The organism is Bacillus sp. S4 (assembly GCF_040838205.1).
GTDB classification, from domain to species: Bacteria; Bacillota; Bacilli; order Bacillales; family Bacillaceae_G; genus Bacillus_A; species Bacillus_A cereus_U.
In genome coordinates this window covers 1-14,087 of record NZ_JBFPJI010000018.1, presented here as the reverse complement: position 1 = coordinate 14,087, position 14,087 = coordinate 1, and the positions used below count along the sequence as shown (strand labels likewise).

The window sequence follows — 14,087 nt, the reverse complement described above, 5'->3', positions numbered from 1 at the left end:
GATGGATATGAACACATTACTTAGCTTATCATGGCATCTCATGGTACCAGAATTCATTATTCTCGGGGCGGCCATCCTTCTTTCCATATGTGATTTGTTTTTTAAGCTGAACCATAGGTACGTAGCGATTAGTGCAATTGCCGCTGTCTTGTTAGCGATAGTGTCATTAATTTCGCTATACAGCGAACCGGCAGGAGATATTTTAAACGGATCGTTTGTGCTAGATGGATTTTCAAAAGGGTTTAAAACGTTGTTGTTAGGCGGAGCAGCTCTCGTTTTATGTATGGCAATGAGCGATGACAAGAAGGAGCCTATTCAAGATAAAGGAGAATATTATTACTTGTTTTTAATGGCGCTCCTAGGAGCGATGTTCATGGCTTCTAGCGTTGATTTCATCACATTGTTCGTTGGTTTAGAACTGCTCTCGCTTTCTTCGTATATTCTAGTAGGAATCCGAAAGAGAAACCGCGCATCAAATGAGGCAGCGATGAAATACGTCATTAACGGAGGAATTGGAACAGCAATTACGCTCTTTGGAATGAGCTACTTATACGGTATTACAGGGTCGACCAACATAGTGGAAATGCAAAAGGTATTTACGCAAGAGCTGGCTGGTGGCATTCAATTATTGTTAGCTCTTGCATTTCTACTACTGCTCGTTGGACTCTCGTTCAAAATTGCAACAGTGCCATTTCATATGTGGGCACCAGATGTGTATGAGGGAGCGGCTACACCTGTCACTGCTTTCCTCGGAACGATTTCTAAAATTGCTGGATTTCTACTCATTACGCGTTTGTTTCTTATGGTGTTTGCAGGCGTGGCAGTCCAAGGAGACGCACAATCTTTGTACGGGCGTATGAGCATATACATTGCGGTGCTAGCGAGTATTACGATGATTGTTGGGAATGTAGTAGCATTAAAGCAATACAACGTAAAACGTCTATTTGCCTATTCAGGTATCGCGCATGCTGGGTATTTGCTAGTTCCCCTTGTAGCGCTATCACAGTTTACGATGGATAGTATGTGGTTTTATATGCTTGCATATATGCTTATGAATATAGGAGCATTTGCAATCATCCACGGATTAATCTTACAAAATGATAAGGAAAATATGACGATTTTTACAGGGTTATATAAGCGATCTCCCTTTACAGCTATAGTGATGACGATCTTTATTTTATCGTTAGCTGGAATACCGGGGACAGCAGGTTTCATCGGGAAAATTAACATCTTTTTAGGGGCACTTCATGTTGAACCTGCTCATTACGTATTAGTTTCTATTATGATGGGGACAACAGTTATTTCATTCGTATATTACTTCCGGATATTACAGCAAATGTTTTTCCGCACGGGAGAGACAGAAGAAAAGCTTCGGTTACCGTTAAATATAAAGATTGTCATGAGTCTTTGCGCAATTTCAATTGTAATACTGGGGATTATGCCGATGATTGGTTACAATTTCTTCTATGAATATTTTCCATTAATGAAAGATTTCTTCTTCTTAGGGAACGTGGTACAATAGTAAAAATAAAAGGTGTAGAGTCCGTACTCTACGCTTTTTATTGTGGAGTAACAGCAAATGAAAACACCTATAGGTATATGTTTTTTAACAGAAAATTACGATGTAAAATGTAAGATGCTTATTTGCGTGTGAAAAAGTGTGGTTCCTACTTATTTATGGTATCGTTTTTTACATTTTGCGTAAGTAGTAGCCAAGCAAAAAAAGGGGTCGATTTTTTGGCACATCTTTTAGGGCAACAAGCACTGATTGCCATTGTTTCACATTTATTATTTATTACCATTACGTGGTGGGCCTTACAAGGTATTCACATTGAGCGCTTAATGAAATCTGGGAAAGTGATGCAGACGAGAGTATTACTCATCCTAATTACAATTACAATTGGGACATCTGTAAGTAACTTTTTCCTTGATTATTTAGGCTATTCAAAGAGTTTAACGTATTTAGTAAAGTAAGTGTATAGAACCTCATATCTCCGTTAACAATGGGGATAGGAGGGGATGAAATTGAAGTTTAAAGCCATTCTTATCGTTATCGTAAGTGTTGTTTTATTTTTGGTTGGATATAAAGAGATGAAACCTATAAGCGATGAACAGAAAATGGAGAGCATGATTGCAGCTTTAGAGAAGAACGATGCAAAAGTAGAGCGGTGGTCATGGTTAGCGCGAGAAACGAAAACAATTTCTAATATACATACGTTTCAAAAACTGTTAAACGATGTGAAGGAAGAGGCAAACATCGAAAGTTGGGAATTAGAACAATCTCCAGATGGATATAAGGCTACATCCTATAAAAAATATTCTTCACATGAAGAACGAATAGTAGTAACTTGGAGTAAGGAAAATACTAAAGAAAACACTTTTATTATTTTTGAAGTGAGCGGGGCGAAATGGGACCCAAAGTATGTTCAGAGAATGAATGGGATTTTTAGCGAAAAACCTATAATTTACACTTGTGTTCAAGGTGTATTGAATGATAAGATTGAAGGTGTTTTGCAAAATAAAACCAATCAGGTTTTGAAAGATCTTTCAGCAAGAGCGATCGAGCAGATAGAAGAAAGAGCATTTGTATCAGTCTCCGCATATAATAAAAAGTGGAATGACGCTCTTTCAACAAATAGAGAGAAAATAAATGTGCAAATAGCAATACGTTCTACAAACAACAAAGATACAATTGTGGTTGGCACACCGATCATAACTTCTGAGTATTGAGTGAATAGATACTGAAAAAAGGACACGGAGGGGAATAATTTGGAAAAGATCATCGTCCGTGGCGGAAAGCGGTTAAGCGGCACAGTGCGTGTTGAGGGCGCAAAAAATGCTGTATTACCTATAATCGCTGCAGCCCTATTAGCGAGTGACGGAAAGAATGTACTATCTGAAGTACCAGTATTATCTGATGTATACACAATTAACGAGGTATTACGTCATTTAAATGCTGAAGTCGTATTTGAAAATAACCAAGTAACAATCGATTCTTCTAAAGAATTAAACATTGAAGCACCATTTGAGTATGTACGTAAGATGCGTGCATCTGTTCAAGTAATGGGACCATTATTAGCACGTAACGGTCGTGCTCGTATTGCACTTCCTGGTGGATGTGCAATTGGTTCACGTCCAATTGACCAACATTTAAAAGGCTTCGAAGCAATGGGAGCGAAAGTAAAAGTTGGTAACGGATTTGTTGAAGCACACGTAGAGGGAGAACTAAAAGGAGCTAAAATTTATTTAGACTTCCCAAGCGTAGGCGCAACAGAAAACATTATGTCTGCAGCTACATTAGCAAAAGGGACAACAGTCCTTGAAAACGCAGCGAAAGAGCCAGAAATCGTTGACTTAGCTAACTTCTTAAATGCAATGGGAGCGAAAGTACGCGGTGCTGGAACTGGAACGATTCGTATTGAAGGCGTTGAGAAATTATATGGTGCAAACCACCCTATTATTCCTGACCGTATTGAAGCAGGAACATTCATGGTTGCAGCGGCAATTACAGGTGGAGACATCTTAATTGAAAATGCTGTGCCTGAACATTTACGCTCAATTACAGCGAAAATGGAAGAAATGGGTGTTAAAATTATTGAGGAAAATGAAGGTGTGCGTGTTATCGGCCCAGATAAGTTAAAAGCGGTTGATATTAAAACTATGCCTCATCCAGGTTTCCCAACAGACATGCAATCACAAATGATGGCATTATTACTACATGCTGATGGAACAAGTATGATTACAGAAACGGTATTCGAAAACCGCTTTATGCACGTTGAAGAATTCCGTCGTATGAATGCTGATATTAAAATCGAAGGTCGTTCTGTAATTATGAACGGTCCAAGTAGCTTACAAGGTGCTGAAGTAGGCGCAACTGATTTACGTGCTGCAGCAGCATTAATCTTAGCTGGTTTAGTATCAGAAGGTTATACTCGTGTAACAGAGTTAAAACATCTTGACCGTGGTTATGTAGATTTCCATAAGAAATTAGCTGCATTAGGTGCAACTATTGAACGTGTAAACGAAAAAGTAGAAGAAGTGAAAGAACAAGAAGTTTCTGATCTTCACGCTTAATTGAAGTAGTCTCTATGTCTTTTGACGTAGAGGCTATTTTTTTTGGGTTATTACTGTTATAGTCAATAAATTCTATACTTATGCACGTCTCAGTGAAAATATTTAGAAAATTTTCTTTTTATCCCGCTATTTGTGTTCATTAAGACTCCCACCTCAAAACTCCACCTTATTAAAGTTTCACTTTATATCGATAGCCCCAAGTATGTTCTAAAAAATCCCGGAGTTCCATAAGAATGAAAGGAATCCAACTTTATATTGGGGGAATAGGATGAAATTTTCAAAGCCACTTTTCATTACAGTAGCGCTCCTAATAGCGCTCGTTATCATTGTACCTGCTGCTCTTGTTATTCCGTTTGCGAAAGCAAAAGTAGGGGAAGAAGCAGCTTCTAAAACTCCTCCAGCGATAGAAAGTATACCAGCTCCAGGGAAAGTGGATACAGCGGTTCAAGTTGCTGTATACCGTGATCAGCAAAAGAAGGTAGAAACATTACCTATGGAGGAGTATGTGGCCGGTGTAGTAGCTTCTGAGATGAATGCCAGCTTTGAAATAGAGGCGCTAAAGGCGCAGGCATTAGCAGCAAGAACATTTGTAGTGCAGCGTATGCTAAGCGGTGGTAAGAAAAACAATGCGGACGTGACAGATACGGTGAAAGATCAAGTGTACAAAAGTAAAGAGGAATTGAAGAAACAATGGGGTAATAACTACGAAAGTAATTTAAAGAAAATTGAGGAAGCCGTTTCGAAAACCGCAGGACAAGTTTTAACGTATGAGGGAAAACCAATTTCAGCATCTTTCTTCTCAACGAGTAACGGCCGAACAGAAAATGCAGCTGATTATTGGGGGAATGATTATCCGTATTTGAAAAGCGTAGATAGTCCGTGGGATCAAGCCTCTCCGAAATTTACGAGTGAACAAACATTCACAGTAGCTGACTTTCAAAAACGCCTCGGTGTGAAGGTGCTGGCAGACGGAAAGGTTGGAAACATTAAGGACCTTACGGAAGGAAAGCGTGTAAAGGATGTAGCATTTCAAGGGAAAACATTAACGGGAAAGCAAGTTCGTGAAAAGTTAGATTTACGCTCCTCAGACTTTACGTGGAAACAAGAAGGAGATAACATCATCGTTAAGACGAAAGGTTTCGGTCACGGCGTTGGTATGAGCCAGTATGGTGCGAATGGTATGGCACAAGAAGGTAAGAAATATACAGATATCGTCGCTCATTATTATAAAGGAATCGAAATTAAAACGATGAACGATTATGAAGGGAAATTGATGGTGAAAAAATAGAGATGATGGTGCACATACACCTTTATTATATAGGTTGCTACTATTGTAAAACTTTGTCGGTAAATCGATATTCCTCGTCGAATCGTTGATATATTGTGAGTAACGATAGATATATTTAAAAAATCGTTGATATATTGTAAGTTATGATAGATATATTCGAAAAATCGTTAATATAATTTCAGTTGCTATGGTATTGTTCAGCAAGGAGAAAATATAAAGGGTTGTCGCCTAGTCGGAAAGTTCGACTTATGGGGCACCCCTTTTGTCATTATTTGTAGAAAAAAATGGAAGGTACTCTTTATGTCAGATGATATTTTATTCGTAAATGAAATTCCGAAAACATCTGTAGGGAAATTCTTAAAAAGAGCACTTCGTGATCAGTTGAAAACTTATATGGTGGAGCAGAAATAGAGAAGAAGGCTATCCTTTAACATGGATGGCCTTCTTTGTTGACGTATTTTAAGTGGCGTTGTATAAAATATCATAATTTTCCATTAACTGTTTGGTATAATAAGATAAAAAACATTTGGGGGAGACAGAATGGCGTTATTGGAGTTGAAACAGTTAGGGAAGACGAGCCAGTTACCAGCAATTGAACTGGAGGTTGAAAAAGGACAATGTGTTGTTTTGCAATGCAATAATCATACAGCTAAAGTGTTGCACCGTATTATTATCGGGGAAGAAGAGGCTTCTTCGGGCAGTGTGTTGTTCGAAGGGGAGCCAATTGGGAAGAAAGTATATTCACGCATCGGTTTTTGTTTTTTGAAAGATGAAGCATACGACCGTTTGAAGGTGAAGGAGTACTTCAAGTTTTTGTTAGGTCTGTATGAATTCAATATGAGTATGGAAGAGGTAGTACAATATGTCGGTCTCCTAGATAAGTTAAACGTTAAAATAGAAAAATTGTCATTTTCAGAGAAAAGGCGCCTTCATATTGGGCGAGTTATGATTCATAATCCGGATTTAGTTATTTTGGAAGAGCCAGAGCAAAATGTAGATACAGAGAGTACGATTATTATTCGAAAAGCGATTATGAAAATGAAAGAGCAAGGAAAGGCAATCTTTATTACGTCCTCCTTTTTATCGGATGCCCTTTCGTTGACAGAAGATGTATACATATTAAACAATGATGGTGTGAAAAAGATAGAAATAGAGCAAGAAGAAGCTGAAGAGATCGATCGAGAAAAAGTAGTTCAAATGATTCCGCAAATGAAGTTAGAAAGAATTCCAGCGAAAGTGAATGATAAAATCATTTTACTTGATCCGATGGAGATTCATTTCATTGAAACGCAAAATGGAGTGACACATATTCATGTTCGGGAAGGCGATTTCGTATGCGCATTAACATTAAGTGAATTAGAAGCGAGATTAACAGGATTCGGATTCTTCAGATGTCATCGCTCGTACCTCGTTAATTTACAAAGAGTACGAGAAGTTATTACTTGGACACGAAATAGTTTTAGTTTAATTTTGGATGATGAACGGAAAAGCTCCATTCCGCTTTCGAAAGGACGAATGGATGAATTAAAAGGTGTAATTGGGCTATGAAAAACGCTTCAATAAGCTCAAAATAGGATTCATTCACCGGTAAAAATACTCCTTTTACCGGTATTTTACTGCGTAACCCCTTTGTTTTTCATATGATTGAGTCAAGAAAAGCGAAACAAACAAACGAAAAGAGCTAAAGCGACTTTCATCTATAAAAAGAAAAACAAAGGGGATGACGAAATGACATTGGCAATTGAAATGAAAGATGTAATGAAAAGTTTCGATGGAAAAACAGCACTTCGAAATGTAAATATTGAGGTGAAGCAAGGAGAAATTTTCGGATTCCTCGGACCGAGTGGATCTGGGAAAACGACAACAGTAAAAATATTAACTTCTCAATTGCTTCATAGCGTTGGAACTGTAAGAGTATTAGGTAAAGACATTAAAGGACCAAGTAGCATTGATTACAAACGAATCGGTATTTTAACAGACAATAGCGGCTTATATGAAAGACTTAGCATTTATGATAACTTACTATTATTTTGTGACTTATACGATTGCAAAAAAGAACGAATTGATGAAGTGCTAGCACAAGTGAACTTATTGGATGATAAAAAAACACAAGTGAAAAAATTATCAAAAGGAATGAAGCAGCGCGTCACATTAGCAAGAGCAATTCTTCATAAACCAGATATCCTCTTCTTAGATGAACCAACATCTGCACTTGATCCGGTAAACGTACAAAACATTCATAAAATCTTAAAAGACTTAAATAAAGAAGGAACAACGATTTTCTTAACAACGCACAACATGGACGAAGCAGAGACGCTTTGTAACCGCATTGCCTTCCTTTGTGGGGGCGAAATAGTAGCGCTTGATACACCTGAAAACCTTCGCTTGCAATACGCGAAAGATCAAATACAGGTTGTGTTAAAAGATAAACAAAAAGAAACGGTACAAAAAGATGAATTAGGAGCAAAACGCATTTCAGAATGGATGAAAAAAGGCGAATTACTATCTATTCATTCACACGAACCAACGCTAGGCGATATCTTTATTGAAGTTACTGGGAGGGGATTATAATGACATTTTCAATGAGACGTGTATCAGCTATTTTTAGGAAAGAGGTACAAGATTTTAAGACAAATTCACAAGTGTTGTTAATGGCATCTTTACCACTTATATTTTCGGTTATATATAGCAAATTTGGAGTGGGCAAGCAAGTGTTGGGTACTACTACTATAATGTCTCTCCTGTTTGTCGCAGGTTTTGTTCAATCTATGGTAATTGCAGAAGAAAAAGAAAAACATACATTACGTGTGTTAATGTTATCGCCAGCATCTTCTGTTGAAGTTCTTCTTGGAAAGAGTCTATTAACAGCTGGTCTGACGATGATCATTTGTATTGCGAATTTATTCATTTTAGATCAATTAAATATAAATCTTCCATTGGTAGGATTGATATTCTTATGTGGAATTATTTTATTTATCGCGATGGGAACAATGATTGGATTACTTGCATCTTCTGTACCGCAAACATCATTAATCGGAATGCCTATTTTAATGACGATGTATTTAGCTGTACAATTTGAGGCATTTGTTGAAAATACAACAATTAAGACGATGATTGGATATCTCCCAACATCTCATATTACAAAAGCGATGAACGGTTTAGTAGATGGAGCAGGCTTTAGTAGTATGGGTGGTCATGTGTTGAACATTACAGTTTGGTTTATCATTTCGCTTGTTGTATGTTTAATCGTATATAAGAAGAAACAATTAGACTAAAAACTGAGCTCAAACGCTCAGTTTTTTCTTTTTTCATCATTTCCTCGGAAATTCTGCAACTCTTATACATATTTTTACAGATTTTGTCGAAAAGTAATTAGTTATAGGTTGTATAGGATGAGTGAATATTGTTCAAAATGATTGCTGAGGTGATGATGGAATGCGAGGAAGAAATAGTAAAAAGTCACAAAAGGTAGTACATTTATTTCAAAAAAGATGGGTGTTTCCGGCACTATACATTGCTTGTGCGGCGGTAATCTTAATGGTTGCGCTATGGTTCCAGGGAGCTAATCCAAAGAAAGCTCCGAACCAAGATCAAGCAACACCGTATACACAATCGGAAGATCCAGCAGTACCGGTAACAAAATCTTCAGAAGTAGTGAAAATGCCAGCTGCAGTAAATGCAGAAGTAGTAGTACAGAAGAAATTCTATGAAGATGCAGCATCAGAGGCGGAACAAGAAAAAGCACTTGTCTTTTATAACAACACATATTCCCCGAATAAAGGAATTGACATTGCTGCGAAAAACGGAAAAGAATTTGATGTTACAGCTGCTTTAAGTGGTACAGTAACGAAGGCTGAAAAAGATTCACTTCTTGGTTATGTTGTAACAGTAGATAGTGGAAATGGTATAGCAGCATCTTATCAAAGCTTAGGCAATGTGAAAGTAGAAAAAGGTGCAAGGGTTGCGCAAGGTGAAGTGTTAGGAAAATCAGGTCTAAATGCAATGAATAAAGAGGCTGGTTCTTACGTTCACTTTGAAGTACGTAAAGACAATGTGGCTGTGAACCCTGAGCGTTATTTAAATAAATCAGTAGCAGAAGTTAAAGCTGATGCAGGTGCTGCAAAGGCGACAAATGCTTCTGGTAAAAAAGCTGATGACAAATCTCAAAAAGAAGAAAAGTCAACAAGCACGAAACCAGAAAATAAAACAGAAGATAAGTCTCAAAAAGAAGAGAAATCAACAAGCGGTTCGACTAGTGATAAAGAGACGAACGGCAAACAAGATGAGAAATCTCAAAAAGAAGAAAAATCAACAAGCGGCTCGACTAGTGATAAAGAGACGAATGGCAAACAAGATGAGAAATCTCAAAAAGAAGAAAAATCAACGAATGGTTCTACAGAATCATCTAACGGTTCTTCTTCACAAGAATAATAAAGTGAAAAAATCAGTTCTCATTAGGAGAGCTGATTTTTTTATTTTTATATAAAAATAATCAATTTCGAGAAAAAAGTTGCAATAACAAGGAAAAATGACGAGATTCTCGAATATATATTACAAAAGGGAGGGGATACTGTGTCATTTTTATCTGTTCTGTCGATTGCTATCATTTTATTGTTTGTTTTATTCGCTTTATATTATTATATTGCCGGTAAGAAAGAAGTCCCCCACCATCAGTTGTTAGAAGAAGAGTATGAAAGAGAAGAGTGACACCTTTTATAAAGAGGTGTCACTTTTTTTCGCCATAATTGTCATTGTTAACGTATTTCTCACAAAAAAACGTAATTTTTCTTAACTTAGTCCGCAAAAATAGTGAACATGTAGCATATATCAGTAGTGCGGGCAATACAATGGTATAAACCAATGCAAAGAGAGTGTTTGAGGTGAGAAATCGTGAATCATTTCATTATAAATCCAAGAATGTTTAACGCTTACAAACAGCACTCACATTTACTTCATAGTCGTATGCAGCGAGTCTCATTTCACACTTCTCACATCCAATTTAGGGAGGCGAGTGGTGTGCACGATTACATCAAAGAGAGAACTATCAAGATTGGCAAGTATATCGTGGAGACAAGAAAGACAGTGCGTGTAATCGCAAAGGAGTTTGGGGTATCAAAGAGTACAGTCCATAAAGACTTAACAGAGCGTTTGCCAGAAATTAATCCAGAGCTCGCAAATGAAGTGAAGGAAATTCTTGATTATCATAAGTCTATTCGTCATTTAAGAGGAGGAGAAGCAACAAAGCAGAAGTATCGAAAAGAAGATACAGAAAACCCTGTGCGCCAATAAATCTAAAATAGCAAACATTCCTTGCGAATTCGGTAATAATTTTCAGAAGAATTCTTTTTGCGAATATTACGTTTCTGTTAAATTTATGATAAAATCAGAAATTAGGTGTAAAAGAATTCGGGTGTAACCTGATTTTGAATATCGAGGAGGAAATGACGGGAATGTTTGCGCGAGATATCGGAATTGACCTAGGTACGGCTAACGTATTAATTCATGTTAAAGGTAAGGGTATTGTATTAAATGAGCCATCTGTTGTGGCAATTGATCGTAATAGTGGAAAAGTATTAGCAGTAGGTGAAGAAGCAAGAAGTATGGTGGGACGTACACCTGGTAATATTGTGGCAATTCGTCCACTTAAAGATGGTGTAATCGCAGATTTCGACATTACAGAAGCAATGCTAAAGTATTTCATTAACAAATTGGACGTGAAGAGCTTCTTTTCAAAACCTCGTATTTTAATTTGCTGTCCAACAAATATCACATCTGTAGAGCAAAAAGCAATTCGTGAGGCTGCTGAACGTTCAGGTGGTAAAACAGTATTTTTAGAAGAAGAACCAAAAGTAGCCGCAGTTGGTGCTGGTATGGAAATCTTCCAGCCAAGCGGAAACATGGTTGTTGATATTGGTGGAGGTACAACAGATATTGCCGTACTTTCTATGGGTGATATTGTTACCTCTTCCTCTATCAAAATGGCTGGCGATAAGTTTGATATGGAAATCTTAAACTACGTTAAACGTAAGTATAAGTTATTAATTGGAGAACGTACTTCAGAAAATATTAAAATTAAAGTTGGTACAGTATTCCCAGGTGCACGTAGTGAAGAGCTTGAAATTCGCGGACGTGACATGGTAACAGGTTTACCACGTACAATTACAGTATGCTCTGAAGAAATTACAGAAGCACTAAAAGAAGACGCAGCTATCATTGTACAAGCTGCAAAAGGCGTACTAGAGCGTACACCACCAGAACTATCTGCGGACATTATCGACCGCGGTGTTATTCTAACAGGCGGTGGAGCTTTATTACACGGTATCGACATGCTTCTAGCAGAAGAATTAAAGGTACCAGTATTAATCGCTGAAAACCCAATGCAATGTGTTGCTATTGGTACAGGTATTATGTTAGAGAATATCGATAAATTACCACGTCGTGCATTGAAATAAAGTGAAACTTTAATCAGTGGGAGGTTCATCCCCCGCTGATTATTAGCCTTCACCAATCGGGATAAAGTGAGAAGGACTAAGGTATCAAACCTTGGTCCTTTTTATTTTTTTATATCTTTATATTTTTTTAATTTATTAAGAAAATAGAAGAAAAATAGAGAAAAATAGAGAAAACAGGTAAAATATTCATATATATGGTTAAATTTAATATTTCCATATTTGAAAACGTTTGTAATATAATGAGTCGAATACGACATTAAGGCAAAAAATGTTCGAATACATATTGCCTTTCCCTAATTTGGGCATACACTCTTTTCTACCTCCGTGTCAGTTGCTGGGAAGTGCAACTATTTTAATGGAATAGAGTGTGTGCATTTTTTTATAATAGGAAGTAAAGTAGTACTTTATCCCGCTATTTGCCGGGCAGTAAGACTCCCACCTTAAAATTCGGCGAATACAAGGGAGTTAGGTGGGAGATCAACTGCCCGTAAAAGCCCGATTGGTTCAACTAATAATCAGTGGGGGATGGAACCCCCCACTGATTAAAGTTTCACTTTATAATGACAAATAATAAACAAAATGGGATAATAACAATATGTCCAAGTGGTAAGACCAATATTGCAAAAGGGGCGATTGTTACATGCTAAATATAGAACAAATTAAAGAAATCATTCCTCACCGCTATCCGTTTTTACTTGTTGATAAAATATTAGAAGTGGATGAGGGAAAAAGAGCGGTTGGAATTAAAAATGTATCTGCAAACGAGGAGTTCTTTAATGGACACTTCCCAGACTATGCGGTTATGCCTGGTGTACTTATTGTAGAAGCATTAGCGCAAGTTGGTGCAGTTGCTGTATTAAAGAAAGAAGAAAACCGCGGCAGACTTGCTTTCTTCGCAGGCATCGACAACTGTCGTTTCAAAAAACAAGTACGCCCAGGTGATCAACTTCGTTTAGAAGTAGAAATGACGCGCGTACGTGGTCCAATCGGAAAAGGAAAAGCAATCGCAACAGTGGATGGTGAAGTTGCGTGCGAAGCTGAAATTACATTTGCAATTGGTGATAAAAAAGAATAGATAGAATAGAAAAATCTTCTTGTGAAAATACAGGAAGATTTTTTTATTTACCATATATATCGATATAAACAGAAAAATACAAACTAGTCAGAAAATTAGTTGTGAACTGATTTTAATTACCATATAATTACTTCATTATTTATCTCGATTTTGAGATAAATGATGAAGGCATAAAAGAAGTGAAGCTATTGTCATATTGTTACGGTTTTTACATAGGACAAAATAGAATGGCATGGAGTATGGTGGGATATGGGAGAGAATGGACGGATTTACCAGTGGAAATAAGTAGATAAAAAGCGTAATATATCGATCATGAATGAAATGGGCGTGTGCATCGAGCATATAAAGGGTCGCGTTTGAAAAAAGGAGACTAGAACATGTTCGGGAGAAAAAAAAGAAAGCCATTAAAACAATTAATTACACATAAAGAGCCTAAATCGCGTATTGCAGAACAATACCGTAACATTCGTACAAATATTGAATTTACATCTGTAGATACTCATATTCGTTCTCTTATTGTTACTTCAGCAGATCCAGGTGACGGAAAAACGACGACAGTTGCAAACTTAGCAGTTGTTTTCGGTCAACAAGGAAAGAAAGTTTTAGTAATCGGAGCTGACTTACGTAAGCCGACGATACAAAACTTATTTGCAATTCATCATTCAAATGGATTAACGAACGTATTATTAGGACAAGCAAAATTAATGCAATGCATTCAAAAAACAGAGATAGAGAATGTATACTTAATGGCGTCAGGTCCAATACCACCAAACCCAGCAGAACTGTTAGGAAATCGAGTAATGGACGAGGTATTACTAGAAGCATATAACATGTTTGATATTATTTTAATAGACACACCGCCTACTCTTGCGGTTACCGATGCACAAATACTGGCGAACAAATGTGATGGAGTCATACTTGTCGTGCGCAGTGAAAAAACAGAAAAAGATAAAATAGTAAAAGCAAAACAAATTTTAGAAAAGGCATCTGGTAAACTACTTGGTGTCGTACTAAATGACAAGCGAGAAGAGAAGGAACAATATGGATATTATTAGAAAATAATGTCTAATATAATAATTTTTAAAGCCAGTAAATAGTTTTATTGGCTTTTTGAGTTGTTTCATAGCTTTTTATTGCGTTATACAAAAAAATGATATATGGAAATTTTGGGAATTCGATGGAATGTGTTGTCATATTT

General features: G+C 37.0%; 14 protein-coding genes. All 14 read left to right on the top strand.

Annotated features, from left to right (window positions below; genetic code table 11):
* Window positions 1-7: 7 nt before the first annotated feature.
* The 14 genes from nuoN (at window position 8) to AB3X48_RS04495 (ending at window position 13,944) form a co-directional block, all read left to right on the top strand.
* The gene (gene nuoN / locus AB3X48_RS04560) at window positions 8-1,522 is read left to right on the top strand and encodes an NADH-quinone oxidoreductase subunit NuoN (RefSeq protein ID WP_337360605.1); all 1,515 of its coding nucleotides are present in this window, start codon (window positions 8-10) and stop codon (window positions 1,520-1,522) included.
* A gap of 215 nt (window positions 1,523-1,737) precedes the next feature.
* Window positions 1,738-1,974, top strand: a complete 237-nt coding sequence (locus AB3X48_RS04555; RefSeq protein WP_002113021.1) for a DUF1146 family protein — start codon at window positions 1,738-1,740, stop codon at window positions 1,972-1,974.
* A 51-nt stretch (window positions 1,975-2,025) separates the two neighbouring features.
* Entirely contained in the window at window positions 2,026-2,730 is a 705-nt protein-coding gene (locus AB3X48_RS04550) for a YwmB family TATA-box binding protein (protein ID WP_207634202.1), read from the top strand.
* A 39-nt stretch (window positions 2,731-2,769) separates the two neighbouring features.
* On the top strand, window positions 2,770-4,074 hold the full coding sequence (gene murA / locus AB3X48_RS04545; protein WP_002068497.1) for a UDP-N-acetylglucosamine 1-carboxyvinyltransferase: 1,305 nt from the start codon (window positions 2,770-2,772) through the stop codon (window positions 4,072-4,074).
* Window positions 4,075-4,342: 268 nt separating this feature from the next.
* Window positions 4,343-5,362: a stage II sporulation protein D gene (gene spoIID / locus AB3X48_RS04540; RefSeq protein WP_070147041.1), complete on the top strand. Its 1,020-nt coding sequence runs from the start codon at window positions 4,343-4,345 to the stop codon at window positions 5,360-5,362.
* Window positions 5,363-5,902: 540 nt separating this feature from the next.
* The gene (locus tag AB3X48_RS04535; protein WP_088099716.1) at window positions 5,903-6,910 is read left to right on the top strand and encodes a LytTR family transcriptional regulator DNA-binding domain-containing protein; all 1,008 of its coding nucleotides are present in this window, start codon (window positions 5,903-5,905) and stop codon (window positions 6,908-6,910) included.
* 180 nt (window positions 6,911-7,090) lie between these two features.
* The gene (locus tag AB3X48_RS04530; RefSeq protein WP_088099715.1) at window positions 7,091-7,933 is read left to right on the top strand and encodes an ABC transporter ATP-binding protein; all 843 of its coding nucleotides are present in this window, start codon (window positions 7,091-7,093) and stop codon (window positions 7,931-7,933) included.
* Entirely contained in the window at window positions 7,933-8,637 is a 705-nt protein-coding gene (locus AB3X48_RS04525; RefSeq protein WP_088099714.1) for an ABC transporter permease, read from the top strand. The genes AB3X48_RS04530 and AB3X48_RS04525 overlap by 1 nt, the downstream gene beginning before the upstream one ends.
* Before the next feature lie 160 nt (window positions 8,638-8,797).
* Window positions 8,798-9,793, top strand: a complete 996-nt coding sequence (spoIIQ, locus tag AB3X48_RS04520; RefSeq protein WP_088099713.1) for a stage II sporulation protein SpoIIQ — start codon at window positions 8,798-8,800, stop codon at window positions 9,791-9,793.
* 141 nt (window positions 9,794-9,934) lie between these two features.
* On the top strand, window positions 9,935-10,069 hold the full coding sequence (locus AB3X48_RS04515) for a hypothetical protein (RefSeq protein ID WP_002016211.1): 135 nt from the start codon (window positions 9,935-9,937) through the stop codon (window positions 10,067-10,069).
* 309 nt (window positions 10,070-10,378) lie between these two features.
* Window positions 10,379-10,651, top strand: coding sequence for a sporulation transcriptional regulator SpoIIID (gene spoIIID / locus AB3X48_RS04510; RefSeq protein ID WP_002089714.1), 273 nt, complete (start codon window positions 10,379-10,381; stop codon window positions 10,649-10,651).
* Between the two features lie 161 nt (window positions 10,652-10,812).
* On the top strand, window positions 10,813-11,814 hold the full coding sequence (locus AB3X48_RS04505) for a rod shape-determining protein (RefSeq protein WP_016106696.1): 1,002 nt from the start codon (window positions 10,813-10,815) through the stop codon (window positions 11,812-11,814).
* A 640-nt stretch (window positions 11,815-12,454) separates the two neighbouring features.
* The gene (fabZ, locus tag AB3X48_RS04500) at window positions 12,455-12,889 is read left to right on the top strand and encodes a 3-hydroxyacyl-ACP dehydratase FabZ (RefSeq protein WP_000931959.1); all 435 of its coding nucleotides are present in this window, start codon (window positions 12,455-12,457) and stop codon (window positions 12,887-12,889) included.
* Between the two features lie 377 nt (window positions 12,890-13,266).
* Window positions 13,267-13,944 carry a CpsD/CapB family tyrosine-protein kinase gene (locus AB3X48_RS04495; protein ID WP_367958900.1) on the top strand — a complete coding sequence of 226 codons (678 nt, stop codon included), beginning with the start codon at window positions 13,267-13,269 and terminating at the stop codon, window positions 13,942-13,944.
* The last annotated feature ends 143 nt before the right edge of the window (window positions 13,945-14,087 follow it).

What these genes read in the sequence shown, in the direction of transcription:
- AB3X48_RS04505 (WP_016106696.1), top strand. Translation starts at nt 10,813, where the DNA reads ATGTTTGCGCGAGATATCGGAATTGACCTAGGTACGGCTAACGTATTA.
- AB3X48_RS04530 (WP_088099715.1), top strand. Translation starts at nt 7,091, where the DNA reads ATGACATTGGCAATTGAAATGAAAGATGTAATGAAAAGTTTCGATGGA.
- fabZ (WP_000931959.1), top strand. Translation starts at nt 12,455, where the DNA reads ATGCTAAATATAGAACAAATTAAAGAAATCATTCCTCACCGCTATCCG.
- spoIID (WP_070147041.1), top strand. Translation starts at nt 4,343, where the DNA reads ATGAAATTTTCAAAGCCACTTTTCATTACAGTAGCGCTCCTAATAGCG.
- spoIIQ (WP_088099713.1), top strand. Translation starts at nt 8,798, where the DNA reads ATGCGAGGAAGAAATAGTAAAAAGTCACAAAAGGTAGTACATTTATTT.
- AB3X48_RS04535 (WP_088099716.1), top strand. Translation starts at nt 5,903, where the DNA reads ATGGCGTTATTGGAGTTGAAACAGTTAGGGAAGACGAGCCAGTTACCA.
- AB3X48_RS04525 (WP_088099714.1), top strand. Translation starts at nt 7,933, where the DNA reads ATGACATTTTCAATGAGACGTGTATCAGCTATTTTTAGGAAAGAGGTA.
- nuoN (WP_337360605.1), top strand. Translation starts at nt 8, where the DNA reads ATGAACACATTACTTAGCTTATCATGGCATCTCATGGTACCAGAATTC.
- AB3X48_RS04495 (WP_367958900.1), top strand. Translation starts at nt 13,267, where the DNA reads ATGTTCGGGAGAAAAAAAAGAAAGCCATTAAAACAATTAATTACACAT.